The following is a 21,233-nucleotide window of genomic DNA, read 5'->3' as shown; positions in this document are numbered from 1 at the left end:
GGCCCAAGAGGCAATATCATGCACTCACTCAATGTTCTTATCCTTGAAGACAATACTTTTCAGTTGATGACGCTGCATCAGATGCTGAACGCAATTCAGGTCTTCAATGTTAGTACGGCCGAAAACGTACAGGCCGCGCAACAGGCGCTGGCCCATCGAGGGTGTGTCGATATTGCCATCTGCGATTTGCAGATGGAGGGCCCTGACGGACTCGACATGATCCGTTTTTTGGCGGTTAACCGGCTGGCCCGTGCGCTGATCATCCTCAGCTGCAGTGAACAAAGCATCCTCGACGGTGCCACTTATTTTGCCCAATCACAGGGCATCCAGGTGCTAGGCAGTTTGCAAAAACCTACGTCGCCTGTGGTGCTTTATGAGCTATTAAAGACGTATCTGGATCGTGTCCCGGAGGAAGTTAAGCCGTTGCCGCTAGCGGAAGTATCTGAGCTGTTCTCCCTCGAGGAATTGCACCAGTTGGCGCCCGCGCAGTCCACTGGCACGGGGACGTACGAACAATGGGTTGCCCACTACCAGCCAAAAGTTAGTTTTGAGGGTAAGCTGGTTGGCGTCGAAGCATTAGTCCGTTGGCAGCATCCTCGCCATGGGTTGCTGTCACCCGGTAGTTTTATTGATGCTGTGGAGCAAGCCGGGCTAATTGAACCATTGACTTGGCGCATGCTGGAGTTGGCGCTGACGTTGTCTTCTCGAATGTTAAATGAGCACGGTGAGATCCTGCCTGTTTCAGTGAATATTCCTCCTTCAATGATTGAAGCAGATGATTTCACACCACAAATAATGGCGCTTTTGACACGCTTCGGAGTGCCCGCCGAAGCGCTTACCTTGGAGCTCGTTGAAAACCCGGCACTGCACACCACAACCACGCAACTGGAAGGTCTGTTACGCTTGCGTATGCAGGGCTGCCACTTATCGATCGATGACTTTGGCACCGGCGCATCGAATATTCAACGCTTGCTGCAACTGCCTTTTTCCGAATTGAAAATTCCAGCCGAGTTCGTACGGGGCATGGCAGTCGATGGACGCAAGGCGGCAGTAATCGCTGGGGCCATGATTATGGCGCAAAAGATGGCATTGCATGTGGTGGTCGAAGGGGTCGAGGATGCACGCGACTATCTAGCTTTGCAGGCATTGGGCAAACCAACCGTGCAGGGTTACTTCATCGCGAAGCCCATGAGCGAAACCGACCTGATGCAGTGGATGGACAAGCATGAGTGTAGTGGTCTAATGAAACCGGACACCCATTTAGGCGAGAATGCTCGCCAGATAGAGGTGTCAGATATCCAAACAACGCCGTTCCTTTTCTGCTGAATTCAAACGCGAGGCTGCCGACCTCGTACTCAAGCAAAACTACAGCTACATCGAAGCCAGCCGTTCACTCGGCGTCGGCGAGCCAGCCCTGCGCCGCTGGGTTGATCAGGTTCAGCAGGAACGCCAAGGCGTCACTCCGCAGAGCAAAGCATTGACCCCAGAACAGCAGAAAATTCAAGAGTTAGAAGCCCGGATTGCCCGCCTTGAGCGGAAAAATCGATATTAAAAATGGCTACCGTGCATTTGATGTCGGAAGATCACGAGCGTACGGGCTGATCAATCAGCTGAGCGTCCATGAGCGGGTTGATTGGCTGTGCAGGGTGTTTGAAGTCACCCGTTCGTGCTACTACGCCCAGCGCCTTCCGCACCGCACGTCAGATGTGGAACGGCTTCGGTTGCGCAGTCGGGTGAGCGAGTTGTTCACGCAAAGTCGTAGTGCTGCGGGCAGCCGCAGCATCCTGTCGCTGATGCATGACGACAGTGAGCAGCTCGGTCGATTCAAAGTACGCAGCTTGATGCGCGAGCTTAATTTAGTCAGTAATCAACCCGGATTACATGCCTCCAAAAGAGCGACGGTAGAACGACTCGATATCCCGAATACCTTGAACCGCGAGTTCGATGTCCCGGCACCCAACCAGGTGTGGTGCGGCGACATCACCTACATCTGGGCACAGGGAAAATGGCACTACCTTGCGGTTGCCATGGATCTTTACACTCGCCGAGTGGCGGGCTCGGTGTTATCAGAAAAGCCGGATGCAGACATGGTGGTCAAGGCGCTGGACGTGGCTTACGAGCAACGTGGAAAGCCTCAAGGGTTGCTGTTTCACTCGGATCAAGGATCTCCCAATATGGCAGCCGTCAGTTTCGCCAACGGCTCTGGCGTTACCGTATGAGCCAGAGCATGAGCCGTCGTGGAAACTGTTGGGATAATGCGCCGATGGAGCGCGTTTTTCGCAGCTTGAAAACTGAATGGATACCGACCGTGGGCTACATGACGGCTCAAGAAGCGCATCGAGACATCAGTCATTATCTGATGCATCGGTACAACTGGATTCGACCGCACCAGTTCAACGTTGGGCTGGCCACAGCTCAGGCCGAGAAAAAACTTAACGTCGTGTCCGGGATTAGTTGACCACTACACCTCGCTCTTATTAAAGGGAGAGGCGCAGGTACGACGATACCCCGTCACCCTTGAGTAAATCTTCCCAGTGTAATCTGCACCAAGCGTTCGAAGGCAGGAAACGCTTTGACTATCGCTGCCTGATCATTCGCCTTTGCCATCGTTTCCAGCTCAACGCAGTTCGTCGCTACATCCGGCTCCTGTATCATCAGGAAAGCGCCCTTGATCGAATGCAACTGCAGCAGCACCGACTTCATATCACTAGCTGACAGTGCAGCGCGAATGGCTGCCAGAGACTGGGTGGAAGTTGTCATCATCGCATCATACAGGTCATTCGGAAGAGGACGCCTCGCTGCAGTCTCGCGCCCGTTCGGGAAATTCAAACTGAGGGGAATATCTGATTTTTCACCCAGATACTTACCGAGTGTGGCATCAAGCTTAGCCAGCGAAATAGGCTTCAATATGAAATCGTCGATACCTGCCACTCCACAGCGACGGAGATCATCATCTGCAGTGCTTGCCGTGATTGCTATAATAGGCATAACTTCGTTTCGGCTGCGAAGCTCAGTCGCTAAGCCGTATCCATCGAGTTCCGGCATTGACAGGTCAGTCAGTACAATATCGTAGCGTCGCTCGCCAAACCTTTTGAGCGCGATAATGCCATTCTCGGCGAAATCCGCTTCGTAGCCCAGCAGCTCAAGTTGCTCTCCGATGAGTATGCGGTTTGCCAAATGGTCTTCTGCTACGAGAATACGGATGTGTTTGTGAGCTACTGGGTCAAGCGTGACCGCTGTAGCGGCTGACACTCTATCGCTCAATTCGCCAGTGGTATGAGCAATGGCTGACCTGATGCCCGCAAGTGAAAAGCAGGACACGAGGATCTGATTGCCTGTTGTAATGGCGGTACGCGGGCCGTCGCTGGCTGCGCGGATCATCCAGGTCGCGTTACTCGCAGCTGCCTCATCCTCCTCATTCCAAAGGCCCTGTGGACCCAAAATCAACATTGGCAATCGGTCGACGGCCAACTGTCCTGGCGCGGCTGCTGTTAATATGTCGAGACCCCATTTAACCAGATGAGGCTCAATAGACGCACGCCAGTTTGGCGATGTACATATTAAGGCGACACATGTGCCGCGAGCCAAGGGGCGGGAGTCAGCCCTTACGTCGTTAAACATCGGTAAAGGCACACTCACTGAGAACGTACTGCCCAATCCTGGCATGCTTTCAAGCGCTATAACGCCGCCCATCAGCTCTGTCAGTCGCCTGCACAAAGCAAGGCCTAGGCCTGTACCGCCGAAACGCCGTGTGATCGACGAGTCAGCCTGCATGAACGCCTGGAACACTTCGTCCTGAAGGGCGATGGGTATACCAATACCGGTATCGCTCACACTAATGACGAGTGACGATCCATGCGTGGCCTCTTGCGAAAGCCGCAGGGCAATTGTCACTGTGCCTACTGTGGTGAATTTGAACGCATTACTGACGAGATTCATAACGATCTGACGAATGCGCGTCGGGTCTCCGCGGTAAAGATTCTTGATTCTCGGGTCGATCGAGACATGCAGTTCAAGCCCTTTTGCATTCGCGATGGGGGCGAACATTGAGGCCACCTGTTCGATCGTATCGACAACATCGAAAGTGATGTTCTCCAGGTGCAACTGACCCGACTCCACCTTGGAAAGATCCAGAATATCGTCAATGATGTCGAGCAGCGAACGTGACGATGCGGTGATGGTGTGCAGTCGGTCGCGCTGTAGCTCAGACAGGGTGGAGAATTCGAATAGTTCAAGATTGCCCAGTATGGCGTTTAACGGAGTGCGGATTTCATGGCTCATCGTGTTGAGGAAGTCGGATTTCATTTTTGTGGCTTCTTCGGCGACCTCCTTGGCCGCAAGAATCGCTTCCTCGGCATGCTTGCGCACCGTAATGTCCTCAAGGGTACCCTGCAGCAGTTGTTCGCCGTAATGATTGAACGTCGTCAGATGGACTATGGCATTCCAAATCTCGCCGTTGGGACGTTGCAGCCGCCATTCAAATACATTAGCGCCCTTCTCAATAGCGATGGCCTGTTGGTGCATCGCTGCGGCCCACGTATCCGCGCCGTCATCCTGAAACGGGGTTGACACGTCCAGTGTCGTTTTGCCAATAAGATCACTCTTGGTGCCATAACCGTAGATTTCCACGGCGGCGTCGTTGCAGTCGATAATGCACCCACTTTCCGGCGACACGACCACTATTGGGACATGGGATTTCTGGAACAGCACCTTGTTGTATGCCTCGCTGTCGCGCAGAGCATTTTCCATGGTTCGGCGCTGCGTGACGTCACTCGCAATCGCACACAAGGCATAGGGTCTGCCATCGTCATCAAGCAATGGAAATTTGCTGGTCAGGGATACGAAATATCCGTCCGGCCCGGGGATATCCTCTTCAAACTGCCGGCCCGCTGCCTTCTTGATCACATCGACATCCACAGCCCTTATTCGCCTTGCCACCTCTTCAGGGAATAAATCGAGATCTGTTTTACCCACCGCATCGCCGGCAGGCAATTTGAATAATTTATTAAAGGCTCGATTGGTCAGCAGGTGGCGCCCCTGGAGATCTTTGATAAGAACGACAGCGGGATATTCATCGACCACGTCCTGCAGCAATTTTTGCGCCTGGCGCTGCTTGGTAATGTCCTGATAGTAACCATTCCAGATGATCGTACCATCTGCCAATACGGAATCCGCCTGCGCGGTTGCCAGCACCCAATGAGTCTCACCATTCAGAACCACGCGGGAGATTATTTCGGCCGACGGCTTCTTCTCGCCTGATAATGCCCTTTGCAACAAACTTCTGAGAGCGTTCTGTGCTGGTGTCAAATCTTCGGGATGCACATGGCGCCAGCGTGTAGCAGAGTTGTTCCTCATGTCGTCTGCGGGCACACCCAAGATCTCTTGAGTTCTATGACTTAAAAAATTATAGGTTAACTGTCCGTTGACGGATAAGCGCATCTGGAAGATGGCCAACGGCAAGGCGTTTGACATCGCCTCCAGTTGCGTTAACTGGGTTGTTATTTTGTCCGCCATATCGCGCAAACTAGACTGCATTCGGAAAAGGGCTTGAAATAATTGAGCAACTTCGTCTTTACCACCCGTGGGCAGTTCGCCATGAAGATCCATGCCGGCAATGCGATTAGCGAAGCCAATCGCAATGTTCAGTGGGCGTGTAATAGAGCGCGCTAATAGCAAGGACAGTAGCGCCCCAATCAAAAGACCTGCCAGGATGGTAGCGACGGTAAACGAGTGAAGTCGTACGTACTCAAGTTCTGCTTCATCGTATCGCTCACGGGTAATGCGAGCCTGTAGGCTAATCAGTTGGCTCATGTCAGCGTGAAAAGTGTCGAATAGCGTATCCAGTTGAGTCTGCTGTATCGCGGCTATACCAGCTACCCGACCGCCGTCTCGATAAGCGGCGATGACATGGTTGCGCGCCGCCGCGAGCTTATTTTTTTGGATGTCGGTCTGATCAGACAGGACCTTTTCCTCGTCAGACACATAAATTCGACGATAACGTTTCCACTGTTTTTCACGCTCAGCCTCGAGGATTTCCACTTTTCCGAGCAGTTTGGTGATGCCCGCCGGGGTCTGCTCCTCCTTCATTAAGTCAAGCTGGCGGTGGATCGCCAGTGTGTTGAAAAGAACCTTGCCAAGCTCTACCAGCGCCACGGTTCGGTTCTCATATACCATTTTGAGTCGCGACTTTTCTTTGACCATCCCATTAAGCCCCACGACTCCCACGATCAAGGTAATGAGGGACAGTAGTCCAACTAGAATGAATAGCTTTATGCCAATTTTGATCCTGTTCAAAACGCGCCCCTCCTCTTTATCACTGGGATGATCGAACCGAGAAACGCTGAACGAATACTGAACGAAGTATCTCAACGGATTGGGGTTTGGTACGGTTCTAGGGACACCCGTTAGGTTCGGATCACCAGATTGGCAAATCGAGTTCGCGACCTATAAAAATCCCTGAACCGTGCGCTGTCGAGCGCCGGGCATAGTGTTGGGACAACCGGTACCGGCCTTTCGGATCCGAACAACCGGCTGAACCTCGGCGCTGTCCATTACCTCCCCTAAAAGGAAGCATCTGAAGCAGCGCAAATCCCATTCAAACCGATGTCGACGTGGCCGGCAGTGTTGCCGTAACCAGCCCCTCCTCGATGGCGTATTTGATGAGATCCGCAGAAGTCGCGATGCCGAGCTTACGCATGGCGCTCATGCGTTGCGTGCTAATGGTTTGCTTGGTGCGGTTCAGTTGCTCGGCGATCTGATTGATGGTCATCCCGGAGACAAACAGGCGCACCACTTCATATTCCCGGGCGGACAAGGCCTTGATCGAGCGATTGCCCTGGCGATCGGCGTCCATCGTCTGGATGATTTTTTCAATGGCCGGCGAGTAAAACTCACCGTTGGAACAACTGGCGTACACCGCGTAGACCAGATTGCGCGGCGGGTCCATTTTGCTCACGATGCAGTTGATCCCGAGCTGGATGATATTGTGGATATTGCCCGGTGTGTCGAGCATGGTGAACACCACCAGCTTGAGCTTGGGGTAGTGGCGCTTTATCTGCTCCAGCAACATCAGGCCGTCGCTGCAGTTGTCGGCGGGCATTGAATAATCGGTAATCAGCACATCACATTGCGAGCGCTTGAGCAGCTCGAAGACCTGCCTTGAATTCTCGGCCGAACCGGTCATCATGATCCCGCTGACGTTGTGCAGGGCATACTGAACCCCCATGACGACGGCCGGATGATCATCGGCGATCACCACGCGAATATGTTTTTTGATCATGATTCAACCCTCCCTAGCCCAGAGCGTTAACGGCCATCTTCGCGGTCCGCTGCAGGCTATTCTCCGACAACGGCGACCAAAAATCGACAGCCGAGCCGGTGCCCATTGAGCGACCGAACCCGGGCCTTTACACACAGGCCCAGGGTACTGAAAATCTAGTTGAAGCGCAGATGAAAGCAAACCGAGCTCATAACGGCGCAGGCTGTGAGTAAAGAGCCGATTCAGGCATTGAGGAAAAAGGCACGGCGGCTATCGAATTGCTCCATAACCACCTGCTGTGCCCACCCGCGCGATGACGGTCTATTATGTGTTGAATGACGGGCGAGGAACTGCAAGCCAAGGCATTCAACACATAGTCCTCACGAAGACCTCTGAGTTGAAATACTGCCTTACAGGTAAATAACGGTCAGGGTGGCCGCACCGTCGAGTGGAATAGCTTGGGCAAGGTTCAAATTAGCTTGATCGGTGATGAACGGATTGACAGTAAGAACCGCATCAAAGCGGTCCGATGAAATTGGCACACCCGAAGAATCAACAACGGCGAGCGCCTTATTTGAAACCGCATGGAAAAAGTCAGCAACCGGAGAGCCGCTAGGGGTGCCGCCTATCACCATACCCCCCACTCTTGCGGGCGTAGCACCAGCCCCTGCTGTTACATTATCAATACGGACCGAATAGGCCCCCGCCTGGCTACTACCAAATCCAAACGGGTAATCCATACCCCCAGCAACGCTAACGGTATCTGCAGGTACTGTTCCTGCGCGCCCATCAGCGAGGCTAAAGGCGACCGGAGTTGCAGCCGAGCACTGAACGGAAAGCGTTACAGTCTTTGGAGTCAGCGCGGTTGTACCGGTCGCCGCCAAGGTTGACGGATTGATCAGACCATAAGCAACTAGACCGCCGCCTGACAAGGTAGGCGTGCATGCCGGCGGCGTAATGGTACCGGTCACGGTCAGATCGGCCGTGTTGCCGGCGGCAAAGGACGACGCCGAAGCGAGCAGCAGGGCGGTGCCCAGGAAAAGTTTGGATTTTCGATGAAAGTTCATGTTTATACCTTTTGATGAGTTAAATCTTAAGAGTGATCCTCTCAAGATGGGTGTCATTATCCGGGGTTTGTTTTAGCTGGTAATTAGTACAAGTTCGAAACACAATGTTTTTTTACTTTTTTACTTTTTTACGACGCGGTTATCGCCGACGTGATTTTCTCCTTTTGTTTAACGCAGTAACGATCCATCGCTAATCAAGCGGACCATAACGAACCGACGCTTGCGTTTATTACTGACAGCGAGTCCGTCTATTGCACGACCACCCTTGAAGGGCTATTGCTTTTTTAGCGTGACTCTGACGCGGCGGATGTCAGCCCCTGCTCGATCGCATACTTGACCAGATCGGTTGAGTGCTTGAGCCCGAGCTTGCGCATGGCCGAGGTTTTCTGCGTGCTGATGGTTTGCTTACTGCGCTGCAGTTGCTCGGCGATCTGGTTGATGCCCAGGCCCGAAGCAAACAGCCGCACCACTTCATATTCGCGCGTGGACAAGGTTTTGGTTGGCTTGGGTGCGTCTTGTTCTTCTACTACTGCCTGAAGCAGAGCTTTAATTTTGGGTGAGAAGTACTTCATTCTGGCCTCAGCAGCATAGATCGCGTTCGCCAAGTGGCGGTGCGGATCGGTCTTACTGACAATGCAGCCCGCCCCCAGGGTGATCATCTTCTGCAGATGGCGGGGATTCTCGGTCAGGGTCAACGCGACCAAACGGACACCGGGGTGGAGGCGCTTGATGTATTTGAGCAAGGCTAGGTCATCACCCAGCGGACCGCCGGAGCGGCAATCATCGCTCACCAGGACATCGCAGGCGGACTGCTCGAGCATCGCGATCAGCGTGGCTGAACGCAGGTCGTTTGAGGCTGAGGGGCTGTCCGTCCTGACGGCGGGATAGTCCTCTGCGATGGCGACGCGAATCGTGGGTCTTGTCATCATGACCTCAACACGTGACTCAAAAAGGGGTGAAATGACCTGGGACATAGGCTTTGCGCGTTGGCTTTCGCCGGGACGTGCCGGCCGCTACCAAGTCGAGAGGGTCAGGTTCCCAGCGCCTTGCCAGGTCGTTCGATTGCTGACCTTGGAAGCCTCCCGGGACACCTGGGTGTCGACTTCGACTTCAGCACTGAACTGCGTGCCGAGCGCGGGCTGGCCGTTGACCATGGGTTGCACCCCGTGACCCGGGATGACGGCCATGGCCGCATTGTTCTGGGACGACGGTTGCCCTGCGCTCTCGACGCGGCCGAGGGTTACCGACTTGCCATCGAGTTGAGCCTGTTTCAGGAGCAGGGTGAAACGCCCCTGGCCGGCCAGCTGGAAGCTGTGCGGGTCGGCGGTCGCGCCTCTGAAAAATAGCGCCATGTGGGTGGGTTCGGCGCACGTCACATTCACGTGCATGAAGCGCTTACCCAGCGAGGCCAGGTCACCTGTCGTGGAGCGTTGCCCCAAGGTGGCGCGGGTGATGCTGCCATAGTCCACTACCGTCTCACTGAGCTTGACGTCGCAGTCGGCGGCAGCATTCACCGCGGTGGATACGGCCAGCATGGCGCTGGTCACGAGCAACCCACGGATCATGGGACGGATGGCTCGGGGTACAAAGAATGGCGAGTACATACACGCCTCCTGTGGGCAATGGTGATCAAATGAGACGGCAGACAGCGTTGGCCGCTTCGTAGTATTGGGTGTCATCGGTGGCTTTTTCTGGAATATCAAGGCGCAGACTGCATTGCTTGTCGCCGGGCATGTTGACAATGAACTTCATGTCCGGCGCGGAGTTGTTGAGGAAGATCTGGCCATCTTCAACGGCCATGGTCACAAAGTGGTTGTTGCTGTCGACCAGCGAAGACCCTTTGGGAATCTTCATGCCGCTGTCGGTGACGACGTCGAGCAGCAGTCGGCGTGTGGTGATGACGTCGAAGTTGACGTAGCTCACCGACCCGCGTCCGGCATCAATGGAGGTGAAACCGTTTTTGATGTCCACATTGCGGGGCAAGGATTTGGTCTGCACTTCGATGCGGCTGTCATGGTAGGCCGGCAGTGCGGATAACACTGCGTTGCCTTGGTAATCAGTCCAGACAGGGCCATTGGGGGTGGAGACCTTGACCCCGGACAGGTCACCCATCGAGACCACCCCGAAGGTGTCCTGAATGGCATAAGGAGAGAAGGTCACGCCATCGCGGTGTGCGGCCACGCCGCCCTGAAGGCCGCCGGAATAGCTGGTGCTGTCGGTGCCGTAACGCGAGTAGCCGAGATTAACCTGGCTGTAGCGCGGCAACACGTTGACGTTGAGAGACGAGTTGACCTGCTTGTTGTCCGCATCACGCTCGCTGGCAACGCTGTAGTTCAGGTAGTCATTGACCTGGTCGTTGAGCGAGGCACCGGTCAGGCTGCGGCTGTCGGTGCTGTTGGTATAAGCCCGAACAGTGCGCTGACCCAGGGGCACGCTGACGCTGAGATAAAAGGCATCACCACTGGCTTCATTGGAGCGGCCATTCGCGTTATACGAGGGGTTCTTGCTCATGTTGTGCTCTATGTTCGCCGACACCGAGGCATGCTTGAAGGACTTGCTCCAGGAGCCGGTCAGGCGGCGAGCCGGCTCGCCATCCTCGGCGACGGACTGGGAGTACGCCAGGTTGAAACCGCCTACCGTCGGGTTATGCCAGCCCAGCGACGCGGAGTATTGACGCGAGTAACTCGAATTCGAGGAATTAGAGTAGAGCGTGTCCTGCAGGTCGCGATAACCGGTCGAGCGCTGCAAGGCACTCAAGCCCAGCGACAGGTTCAACGGCAAGGCGGTATTGAACGCCATGTCGACCTGTGCGCCATTAACCCCTTCGCGCGAGGCATTGGACAACAGCCCGCGCAAGCTGGTGCTGGTGCCACTCAACCAATCGGAATCAATGCCGCCGCCCAGAGCTTCATAGCCTGTCGCGCCCATGACGCCGCCCGACAGCTTCGCCTGACGCCCGAGCATCCAGCCGGTGGTGGCTGTCGCTACCGACGGCGTGTCGCCATCGTGCTCACCGCCAAAATCGCGCACCTTGCCCACCGCCACGGAGTAGCCAGGCTTGGTCAGCGCGCTTTGGCGGAACGCGGAGGCAGGGACCACGAAGCTGCGAGTGGCGCCGTTGTTTTCGATGAGCGTGACGTCCAGGTCGGTTCGGGCGTTCTGCAGGGGGATGTCCTGCAGGGAAAAAGGGCCCGCCGGGACGACGGTGCTGTAAACCAGGACGCCGAACTGACGAACCTCGACCCGCGACTGACTTTGCGCGATCCCCTCGACAGTCGCCCCGCCTTCGCCGCCGGTTAACGCGGTTTCCGGAATGATCTGGACCCCATCAATCGAGGCGCCGGCAAACAGTGAATTCGAAATATTGATTTCACCGAGCTGGACGATCGATTTACTGTCGACCAGGGTGTGTTGGGCATAGGCGTACAAATGCTCGAAATTGGAGGTATTGCTCTGGCCGCCACTGGTAGAACCGGTCTGGGACGTCGAGGAGTACATCTGTCGACTGCGAACGATCCAGTCGCCAGCATTGAAGCCGACCTCGGTCGCCGCCGATAGGCTGCTGCTGTCGCCGCTGCCATATTGGCTGGACAGGCCCTGAATGTCGTAATTGAGCATGGCCGCCGTGCCACCTTGGCTGAAGCTGGCCAGGCCTTGTTCGTCAGGACGCAATGCATCCCGACTGACCACGATCCGCACCTCACTCGTCGAGGGACGCATCTCGATTTCAGTTTGCGGGTAAGCCTGCTTGAAGTCGTAACAAGCCGCCGACGGCTGATTGGCCTTATCGGCCTGATCAGCGTCTTCAGCCTGCGGCTCGCGGTCGGGAATGAGCAGCCCAGCCTGATCCAGTAGTGCCTTGTCGAAACACAACTGCCCGGCCTGATCAAAGGTGGCGGACACGGTGCCCCGCTTCAGGCCATTGACCATCAGGCCGACACTCTGGGTGCCGGGCTCAAAACGGGCACTGTAGCGAAAGTACTCGGCAACGCTCGGATCGAGACCGCGCGCCTTCAAGGTGTCGAGATCAAACGACAAGGGGGTACGGGTCGGCGCCGTGCTCGATTCAGTGACCGTGGGGTCCGCACTCACAGCCGAGGCGAATAACCCCGAAGCCATGGCGCAAGCAATCAGAGAAAAAAGGTGTCGAGGCATCGAGGGCACCGCGTGACTTGGGCGGCCGAGACGCGTGCCCCGCCCGAAGGGCGGTGCCGTAATGAATAAACTTCTGCTCACAACCCGCTACCCGCCTTAATGCCAACGACCGTGCTTGCCGCACTGATTGAATAAATGAATGGGTGGACAAATGAACTTAGGGTTGAGCGGCGCCAATGACCGGGGCGTCAAAGTTGGCCACCGTAAAGCCATACACCGTGGCGGGGGAAATACGCACGGCGGTCGCTTGTCCCTGCATAGTGCCGGTCACTTTTGCCGAGAGGGTTTCACCCGGCAGGATGTAGGTACGGGGCAACTGCGCGGCGGTTTTTCCCGGCAATACCGTCACTTCCTGACCCAGGCGCACGACATAGGGGCTGTCGTTAGTGACCGATACCTTGCCCTGGGCCACCGACCACTTGAGCAACTTCCAGGGCTCCTTGTTCACCGCCAAGCCGGCCGGATTGATGATCATCGGCAGGTCCTGGCGCACGGTCATGGTCATCTTGGCCCCACCACTGGCGTCATGCTGGGGAATGCCCTCGAAATACACGCGCTTGAGCCGCTGAACCTTGAGCGGTTCTTTGGCCTGCATGATAAAACGCACCAACTGCGATTCACCCCCTTCCACCCGGGTAACGGGTGGAGTCACAATCACCAGTTGCTCTTTATCTTCAGGCAAGTTGTGGATGGAGGTATAAAGCAGGGCCGCAGACTTGTCCGAGTTTTTAACGGTGATGGTCGACTCACTGTCTTGTTCATTGACAATTACCACCGAGGTGTCGGGAATCATGCCGGAGGCCGCCGCGTGTTGGGCGACGCCCAAGCCGGCCAAGGAAATAAAGGTCAATGCCAATGCATTACGAACAGACGAAAACATAGTGGATACCTGTTTGAAAAGATAATAGAGTCCGCGCACTTATATAAAAAGTGCGCACATAAGTTTTGATGGTTTATTTAATAATAGTGAATGGTAATGGTCGCTGAACCACTAATATCAATGTCCTGCGTCAGTGGCGGCAGTTCCGTGCGCGAGGCAACGGCCAAGGTGACTTCTAGGTCGGCTGTGACCGAGGACGCTGCCAGCGGTTGACTGTCCCCTGCGGCACCAAACCCGAGCCACTTACCAGTATCCATCCAGGCGCTGGCGACCCCTGTACCCCAAGAGTTGCCTTGTGGCTCCGTGGCCATCACGATGGCGTTACTTGCACCGATCTGGGCATTTTTCAACAGCACGTTATACCCGCCGATATTATGTCCACCGACGGTACCCACACCGAAGGTGCTCGTACTAGCGCTTGAAGGCAATCCAAGCCCAGTGGCTGCGCTGTTTAAACGATTGTCCGAAATGGACAGAGCAAACAGGGCCGCCCCATCGCAACTGACGGTCAGTTTGGTGGTCAGCGGAGTCCGTACTGTAGGACCACTTGCAGCCAAATCGCTCGCATGGATGGTGCCAAAGTCCACATTGGCATTACTGAGCAATGGCTCACATGACACTGGATTGACCGCGACCACCACCTGCAGCGGCGCCGAATCTGCCGCAAACACGCTCAGTGGTGCCATTAGCGACGCAGCAAGCGATAAACATTTCAGACGGCCATTCATCGACGCGAAACCCTGCAGCAACAAGAAAATAGAGACTAAAGGACTTAGCGACCGACAACCCAGACTACTGATCGCCAACGTTGCACACTCCTCCCCGTTGACGCCTATTATTCCTGTCGAACCCCACTGCAAATATAGGATTTGTACGATTCGCATTAATGAGCGACATGAGCTCTTTGAGCCCTACTGACAACGTGGAAAGCGCCCAAGGTACGCGAACAGATCAGGCATGGAGGAAGGATGGATGATTGATATAGACGAACGTCAAACGCTCACACCAGAGTAAGCGCAAGCAATATCCACGGTAGTGCTGCTTCGCGCGTGGATTGAGCTTATGAAGCGGTAGATGACGATATTAAATAGCAGCGAAAAGCGAGTAAGTTACAGTACAACGTTATCTTGGCAGGTACGCCATACCAATGAACATCAACGCGAGCCCAAGAATGACCAATCCGAATGGGCTCGGGTTTGCCCTCTCCATTCTTAACCAATAGCTAAAACCGATACCCACACCAACAATTATTAGCTTTAGGACTAGCCACCAGTTTTTCAAATTTTAGCTCCAACACCAAACTGCGCTATAAGTTTGCCATGTTGCAATACACAACACACCATTCGCCATCAGCTAATCAACTCTATCCGATCGACGTTAACTTCGTTGGTGGTCAAATAGCGATCGACCTCACCGATTATGCGCACCTTGCTGACCTCAGAGATCGTCCCGGCGGGCCAAATTTCATCGTCAATTTCCATTCGAATCGTACCAGTCGAATCTTTGAACTCGTAAAGTTCGTCGTGAAGTTTTTTAGTAATGTAGCCCTCCAGCTGTACCGGTACATCGTCAGCTGCCGCTTTAGCCATGGCGACGGTGGTTACGCTGGGGACGGTACTCGGCCCGGTGTAATGACCCGCTGAAGCGGTGGCGACCCAAAAAGCGGTAAAGATCATTGCAAAAATCGCCGGTTTCCTCATGAGTACATCCCATCTTTCGGTTTTTAATGGAGTTAGATTAAAAAAGCTCGAAACCAACATACCTGCGATACAGCCAAGCATCTGTAGGATAAGTACGATTTCAAACAAGTGCTCGCCAAGCGCGACTGGCAAAACTCTTGCCACCGCACCACCATCCCAGAACATACTCGTTGGACTGTTGATTACGCTTTTTTTAGCACACCCACATCGCAGTAAACTTCAATCTTGTAGCGCATCTCTTCAAGGAATCGCTGGAGAACTTTAGGCTAGCAAGGTATTCCGGCGTCACACCATCCGATTTTAAATCAAGTCTATAGGGTGCTGAAGAACTACCGCACCGCGCCATACACGACACCTCCCAGCACTCAAAGACAAACTGCAGCCGTGCAATAGGTGATGCGCGCGGACGGCTCACGCTCACGCCGCGTTTCCCGGCGATGTGCTTTAACAGGGCCACCACGGCAAACACACCGGCCTGAGCTACAAAAATGTGTGACCGACTATCGTTTTCCGGAGTTGAGACTATATTCATTGGACCACAGGTTGCTCATGCCAAATAAGGGGCTCCAATGAACACATTCGGTCGCCGAACCATAGGCCTGATTAGCTTTTCCCTGTTCCTCGCCACTTCCTGCGCCCTCGCGCAGGGCACGGCAAACTTGACGGTGACTGGCGTCATTAAACCAGCTGCCTGCACCCCGAGCCTCACAAGGACCGGCATAGTGGATTTTGGTTCCATCCCCGCTTCCACACTCACCCAGGCCGGTCAAGGCAGTAGCATCGGGAAAAAAACCACAACCCTGAATATAACGTGCGATACCTCAACTATCGTGGCCGTGTCGTTCGTGGACAATCGCGCCGCCTCCATTGCCTACGACACCCCCGCTGGTAACAGCCCGAACCAGATCTTTGGCGTCGGCGCAATCGACGGCGTCAACGTCGGTGCTTACACAATCAGATTGAGGACGGCGAAACTAGACGGTGAACCAGCGTGGCTGTTGAACAGTTCGAATTCGGGTTCAAATTGGGCCGCCCTCGGCGAAAACACCCTAGTCGACAAGAACAAGTGGCTGGGCTACAGCACCTCAACAGCGGGCAGAGCGCTGACTGCGGGCAAGGCTTTTACGGTAGACATGGAAATTGAGCTAGGCATTACCGATCAGGTAAATCTGGATCTCACAAAGCCCGTCCTGATTGAGGGGTCCACCACCGTTGCACTTCAGTACTTATGAAGACGCTATGCAGGTAGCCGCTGCGAAAACGAGGCTGTCAATCCTTTCGCAGCGCCACTTAAATAAGGCATACGCAGAGCGGTGAGTTCACCGTGACTGCTATGGCACCTACCTGTGGGCTGATACCCTAGCGATGTCAGCCGAACTAATGAGCGAAGCATTCTTTTCCTTTCATCGGTAGCGGGTAGCCCTGCCCGCAAAATCAGACAAATCCTAACGCCAGATCGACCATCGGCACCTAATCTACTGACTCAATTATTCTCCCTGAGTGGTAAGAAGGTGTATCTCCCCATCGTTGTATTTTTCATAACCATATTAGGCTCCGTTTCGCTCGATAGCCGAGCTGACGATTTTGACACTACGGCACGGTTTCAACTGGACGAAAGCCCGTTCATGACCCACGCTCAGCCATCGACGTCACCTCCAGCCTCTTTCAACGGTATGCGTCCACGGACAAATATTGGGCGACCAAAAACTACCGCAAAAAAAAGTTTTGCTCATCCGCGTCCAAGCCTCCCACATCAGATGGCTGTTACTGGAACAAATCAGCGTGTTATTAAACGAGCCCGAGAATTGATCGGCACTCCCTATCGATGGGGTGGCGCCTCTACCATCAGCGGCTTCGATTGCAGTGGATTGTTGGTGTTTTTATACAGAACTGAAGCGAACATATCTTTACCCCGCACGACACGTGCGATGCTGCGTAAAGATTTTAAGCGCGTGCCTCGACGTAAACTCCAACCTGGGGATGCCATATTTTTCAGTCATAACGGCCAGGGACGCGCGAGCCATGTGGGTCTGTACATTGGCGATAGCCGATTTATACATGCACCGAGCACCGGCAAGACAGTACGCATTGACTCGCTTAACAGCCGATATTGGAACAGTCGTTACGCCGGTGCGCGACGTTTCAATGAGCAATTGCCGATTTGAGATAGCCGTAAAGAAGCCGAGCCATCGACTAATGCAATGAGGATTTGGCGCAGACCTAAGCAGCGTTCAGATTGACCTCCTAAGACATCAACTATGCTCGCAAAAACCATTTCGTAGTATTAACAAACCTTGGATTTGCTTATGTTCAACTTCTTCAAAAAGAATAAACCTGCTACGCCCTCTGCTCCTCAAGCAACAACTTTAGGAGATCGGATGATTCGGTTATTGTTGAACACTGATGTCCCCTCGGACACGGCAGCGGTAACCCGTTTTGGTGGGCGTCCTACGATCCCACGAGGCACTGACTTTCAGTGGCCATGCTGCGCAAGTTGCAGCGGTCACATGCAGTTTTTAGGGCAGATTGCCTTGGAAGATCAGTACGTCAAAAGGCTGGCGCTGGTATTCATGTGCCATAACGACCCCGGGATGTGCGACGAATGGGGAGCCAGCTCAGGCGGCAACCGCGCCATCGTTGTCGCGGCCGACGATGCCTGTCAACTTGCCGACGTACCCGAAGGTGGCTCTACCGTCCGCGAAACGGTTTACGGTGCGCGTATCGAAGATCTTGTTTCGGGAAGCTACGATGAAGCGAGAGAACAATGGGGTCAACAAAACCATTGCTCGCCACGCCAGGTATTGGGGCAACTCGGAGGCGTGCCTTCATGGATACAAGCCGATGCCCCCCCCATCTGTGAACATTGCAGAAACGACATGACATTCGTTGCTCAACTAGAGGAGGGTCCGGATCCCAAGACTGAGATGAATTTCGGAGGTGGAGGCTGTGCATACGTGTTTCGTTGCTCCTGCACTCCAGACAATGCCAAATTTTTATGGCAATGCGGCTGATATTGCCGTCGGATTCAAACCTCCCAGAACTCCAACGTATGATTTTTCCGTTTTCTGTGGGCGCCCCTACGAGCTGCGTAAGCTTCTGCCCAACTCACTTTGCGTAAGTCAGGAATGTAACCACGTTATCGCTGTGTTGGAAGCGTTTAATCAGGCTACGCAACTGTTTATTTTTCTGCTCCTGGCTATAAGTTTCCGCCAGATCGAACATTGCCACGACAGCCTGTGCCTGGAGGTCCACATAATCGCTATGCTGGAAGCGTTTGATCAGGCTGCGCAATTGTTCAATTTTCTGCTCAGGTTGACCCTGCCGGGCGTAGGTGTCCGCAAGGGCTGATATTGCTTTCGCGACCGACAACTGGATAGCCAAGCGATCGCTTTGCTGAAAGCTCACGATCAAGCGGCGTAACTGTGCGAACTCCAGGTCAGCTCGTCCCCGCTGCTCATAATTTTCCGCCAGACAGAGCATCGCCGTGGCGACTTGTATCTGAATGTCCACGTCATTGCCCAGGCACTCGACATATTCACGCCTCTCTTCGGTCGTCATCTATTACAGCATAGGGGGCTGGTCGAATTGCATGATCTATCCAGTGTGGAAAGAAGGATGGCAACAGCGCTGTAGCTCCGATGACATCTCACTTGGATCGGTAGCAATCCAAGAGATCGCTTTCGCTTGGTGAAGTCTTACGCCGTACTTTTGAAAAGTATCCAAGAAGCTTCTGGCACTTGATGCAGGACGAGTACGAATCGCTCCTCCCGCAATCGCTGCCCGACCAAAGGTTAACGCCGTCTGCACCACAAACCGGTTTAAAAAGGCGCGGACATAACAGGATGAGCCCCCCATGCCGTGAGCCTGCCAGACGTCACGAGTGGCGAGCAACGTTGCGCCAGCAAAAGGATGCTGTCGATGGGTCCTGCGGCTAACATGAGGCTTGGCTTGGAGTCAGTAACGGCCAATCATTGACGCAGATCAGTTCGGCGGCCAGGTGCGGTACCTCCGCTGAGTACTCGACACTGTCGTCACGCGTGAGCTTGCTGTTAGCTAGCAGTTGACCGAGTGTACATCCCAGCAGCCAGCCCCCCTGGCCAGTCAGCGAGGTGGCAGCATGGCCACGACGAGCACAAGGCAGCGACCCGCCAATGACCACTGGATTTCAGCGGTCCGCCGTAGCCGCGCAACAACTGGTACCGGTACCACACGCAATGACGATCAATGCCCCCCGGTCACCCGCCCGCTTGGCAGAAAGCGTTTCCTGCCGTCCGGATAGATCTGTTGTAGGTTCACCAGATCACCCGTCTGGTTGCAGAGCGGCACCAACAACACGCCATAGCGCTGACGAATTCCCGACGCTGGAATGCGATGGCCGTCAGATAGGGATGGGGCATGCTGTTGAATATCTTCCGGTAGATCCGCGCGCATCTCGATAAAGCCTTGGTCAAATGGCACCCCGTTTGACACGCTCCAAAAGCTGCTGATGCCCACGCTGCTGGAGAAAGACTGGTGGGACAGAAAAAACAAGACCGCCCCCACACCGGTGAGGTCTGGGAGGTGCAGCTCGGGAGCCCGCGATGATTGAATCGGGATTTTTTCTATGTCTTTCAGCGCCGCGATTGAATACAGTGCCTACGTTCATCTAGGGCCGTAGTGGATTGGCGTTTATTTGATCCGAGGGGCTTCTGCTCAGGGCGGACAACTTCCATCTTCCATGGCGCAATACTCTGCCCTCTCAAATCCCCTAGGACTTGAGAGGGATTTTTTTGCCTGCCGAAAAGCGGCGACCGCACTAACAATGCAGTTCATGACGATCCCCGCGCTTGTTACCGGCTAATCCAAAGGATGTTTGCATGCGACGATTAAAGCTCCGCATCGGATATAGAACAGAGGAACTCTTTCCAGGGATCTGAGGGAAGGCTTTGCTCCGACCACCTCTAAACCACGAAATATTTTCATAGCGTATTCGGTTTCAACACCGTCGATGTGAAACACCCCTTCGAATCCTTCGGGGCCAATTTTGGGTATCGAAGAAATCCAGTAGATAGATAAGGCGCGCATATTTTGAAAGAAGGGGTAACCACTGCTTAAGATAATGCCAAGCTGCAGTTTGAAGCTCGGCAATAGCTAGGGCTATTTCAAAGGCTGGATCGGTGTTGTTAATAAAGTCAGAGAATATTAAGTGCGGTCTTTCTTGCGCCATGGCGCATCCCCCAGATGATCACCATTAGTATTGCACCCGCAAGCACTCGCTTCATACCATGCCTAGCTTGCTGAATTTTAAATAAAACATGCCGTGCAATATGATTTCGAGGCATGCGTTGCATGCAAACGCTGCGAACCATAAGTTGTATGGTCGCACTCGAATTAGTTCTCTTCTTAAGTGACAAACCTATAAATCGCGAAGATCGAACGCTAAAAACTCTCAGGCACAAGCAACGTCAATGCAGGTAAAAAAAATGGCAAACAAATTCCGCCATAGCTCAATGCGAACAGTATTCGCGTTCGCCGGAGAAGCCGCCAGGGTAGCAGAAGACTACCTACACATAAGCACCACAATATGGGCAGTACAAATGGAAAAGGAAACAGGAAAAAAAGCATGAATGAAAACATCCAATCGTCGCTTCCGAACGTTTTATCATGCCATCGGGTCCATAGGGGAAGCAGACCCTGTGTTTTTAAAGCTTGTAAAAACTCCGTTTCAGTCGTAAAGCTCTGCAGGGTAGGCCGCCCATCCAATACCGCTCCTACATCAGTACCCGATGTGCACGCTGGCTGTCCAACATCTTGCGGGTGGCGCACTATGTAGTAGGTCACTTGAGAGTGAGTGGTTGGCGTAGCGGTCGCGTCGCCAGATCGTTCCTTGATAGCCACCAAGGCACCCTTGTAGAGATAAAAACGGTTGAAAACAAGAAGGGGATCAGCGTCGGCACATGTTCTAGACAGCATCAGTTGCGGTTTGTTATCGACGTAATCATAGGCAAAGGTATAGCCCCGACTCGTTACCATCCATCGCCAGTAGGAGGCTTGTGCGCAATTCATATAAACTCCCAACCAACAGATGAGCCCAATGCTCATCCAGCTACGCTTTATCATTTTTTTTCGTCATCTCCTGCCTACGCTTTTCAGTATCTCGCATATACACCTCCACTTCCCTTTGTTAGTTGAGC

At 54.0% G+C, this 21,233-nt stretch carries 15 protein-coding genes and 1 pseudogene; 5 read left to right on the top strand and 11 right to left on the bottom strand.

Translation table 11 applies throughout. From position 1 onward, the window contains the following. Window positions 1-18: 18 nt before the first annotated feature. Window positions 19-1,326 (top strand): EAL domain-containing response regulator, encoded by a 1,308-nt coding sequence (locus tag ACEN83_RS08850; RefSeq protein WP_495580040.1) that lies wholly within the window; start codon window positions 19-21, stop codon window positions 1,324-1,326. Then, window positions 1,295-2,458, top strand: a pseudogene (locus ACEN83_RS08845) (IS3 family transposase). The gene ACEN83_RS08850 and the pseudogene ACEN83_RS08845 overlap by 32 nt, the downstream one beginning before the upstream one ends. Before the next feature lie 53 nt (window positions 2,459-2,511). Here ACEN83_RS08845 and ACEN83_RS08840 read toward each other — a convergent pair. The 9 genes from ACEN83_RS08840 to ACEN83_RS08800 all read right to left on the bottom strand — a co-directional run bounded on the left by ACEN83_RS08840 (window position 2,512) and on the right by ACEN83_RS08800 (window position 15,225). Further along, window positions 2,512-6,294 carry an ATP-binding protein gene (locus ACEN83_RS08840; protein ID WP_495580039.1) on the bottom strand — a complete coding sequence of 1,261 codons (3,783 nt, stop codon included), beginning with the start codon at window positions 6,292-6,294 and terminating at the stop codon, window positions 2,512-2,514. 301 nt (window positions 6,295-6,595) lie between these two features. After that, window positions 6,596-7,279, bottom strand: a complete 684-nt coding sequence (locus ACEN83_RS08835; protein ID WP_495580038.1) for a response regulator — start codon at window positions 7,277-7,279, stop codon at window positions 6,596-6,598. A gap of 389 nt (window positions 7,280-7,668) precedes the next feature. Then, window positions 7,669-8,325 carry a DUF1120 domain-containing protein gene (locus ACEN83_RS08830; RefSeq protein ID WP_495580037.1) on the bottom strand — a complete coding sequence of 219 codons (657 nt, stop codon included), beginning with the start codon at window positions 8,323-8,325 and terminating at the stop codon, window positions 7,669-7,671. A gap of 284 nt (window positions 8,326-8,609) precedes the next feature. Continuing rightward, window positions 8,610-9,299, bottom strand: coding sequence for a LuxR C-terminal-related transcriptional regulator (locus tag ACEN83_RS08825; RefSeq protein WP_495580036.1), 690 nt, complete (start codon window positions 9,297-9,299; stop codon window positions 8,610-8,612). Window positions 9,300-9,338: 39 nt separating this feature from the next. Next, a complete protein-coding gene (locus ACEN83_RS08820) occupies window positions 9,339-9,929 on the bottom strand; it encodes a DUF1120 domain-containing protein (RefSeq protein ID WP_495580035.1) in 591 nt (196 codons plus the stop codon). A gap of 25 nt (window positions 9,930-9,954) precedes the next feature. Further along, on the bottom strand, window positions 9,955-12,480 hold the full coding sequence (locus ACEN83_RS08815) for a fimbrial biogenesis usher protein (protein ID WP_495580034.1): 2,526 nt from the start codon (window positions 12,478-12,480) through the stop codon (window positions 9,955-9,957). Between the two features lie 157 nt (window positions 12,481-12,637). Continuing rightward, entirely contained in the window at window positions 12,638-13,360 is a 723-nt protein-coding gene (locus tag ACEN83_RS08810; protein WP_495580033.1) for a fimbria/pilus chaperone family protein, read from the bottom strand. 77 nt (window positions 13,361-13,437) lie between these two features. Then, complete coding sequence (locus ACEN83_RS08805) at window positions 13,438-14,088, bottom strand: DUF1120 domain-containing protein (RefSeq protein WP_495580032.1); 651 nt, start codon at window positions 14,086-14,088, stop codon at window positions 13,438-13,440. Between the two features lie 621 nt (window positions 14,089-14,709). After that, window positions 14,710-15,225 carry a NirD/YgiW/YdeI family stress tolerance protein gene (locus ACEN83_RS08800; protein WP_495580031.1) on the bottom strand — a complete coding sequence of 172 codons (516 nt, stop codon included), beginning with the start codon at window positions 15,223-15,225 and terminating at the stop codon, window positions 14,710-14,712. Window positions 15,226-15,629: 404 nt separating this feature from the next. On the opposite strand from ACEN83_RS08800, the gene ACEN83_RS08795 reads away from it, so the two are divergent. The 3 genes from ACEN83_RS08795 to ACEN83_RS08785 all read left to right on the top strand — a co-directional run bounded on the left by ACEN83_RS08795 (window position 15,630) and on the right by ACEN83_RS08785 (window position 18,071). Then, window positions 15,630-16,292 (top strand): DUF1120 domain-containing protein, encoded by a 663-nt coding sequence (locus ACEN83_RS08795; protein ID WP_495580030.1) that lies wholly within the window; start codon window positions 15,630-15,632, stop codon window positions 16,290-16,292. A gap of 393 nt (window positions 16,293-16,685) precedes the next feature. Continuing rightward, window positions 16,686-17,225 (top strand): C40 family peptidase, encoded by a 540-nt coding sequence (locus ACEN83_RS08790; RefSeq protein WP_495580029.1) that lies wholly within the window; start codon window positions 16,686-16,688, stop codon window positions 17,223-17,225. Window positions 17,226-17,366: 141 nt separating this feature from the next. Further along, window positions 17,367-18,071, top strand: coding sequence for a hypothetical protein (locus tag ACEN83_RS08785; protein WP_495580028.1), 705 nt, complete (start codon window positions 17,367-17,369; stop codon window positions 18,069-18,071). A gap of 94 nt (window positions 18,072-18,165) precedes the next feature. Here ACEN83_RS08785 and ACEN83_RS08780 read toward each other — a convergent pair whose 3' ends face one another. Further along, the gene (locus tag ACEN83_RS08780) at window positions 18,166-18,618 is read right to left on the bottom strand and encodes a hypothetical protein (RefSeq protein WP_495580027.1); all 453 of its coding nucleotides are present in this window, start codon (window positions 18,616-18,618) and stop codon (window positions 18,166-18,168) included. 663 nt (window positions 18,619-19,281) lie between these two features. Further along, window positions 19,282-19,590, bottom strand: coding sequence for a hypothetical protein (locus ACEN83_RS08775; protein ID WP_495580026.1), 309 nt, complete (start codon window positions 19,588-19,590; stop codon window positions 19,282-19,284). Between the last annotated feature and the right edge of the window lie 1,643 nt (window positions 19,591-21,233).

This window comes from Pseudomonas sp. Pseusp49 (assembly GCF_059491875.1).
Note: the sequence above shows the minus strand (reverse complement) of the source record. Positions and strands in the feature narration are given on the sequence as shown.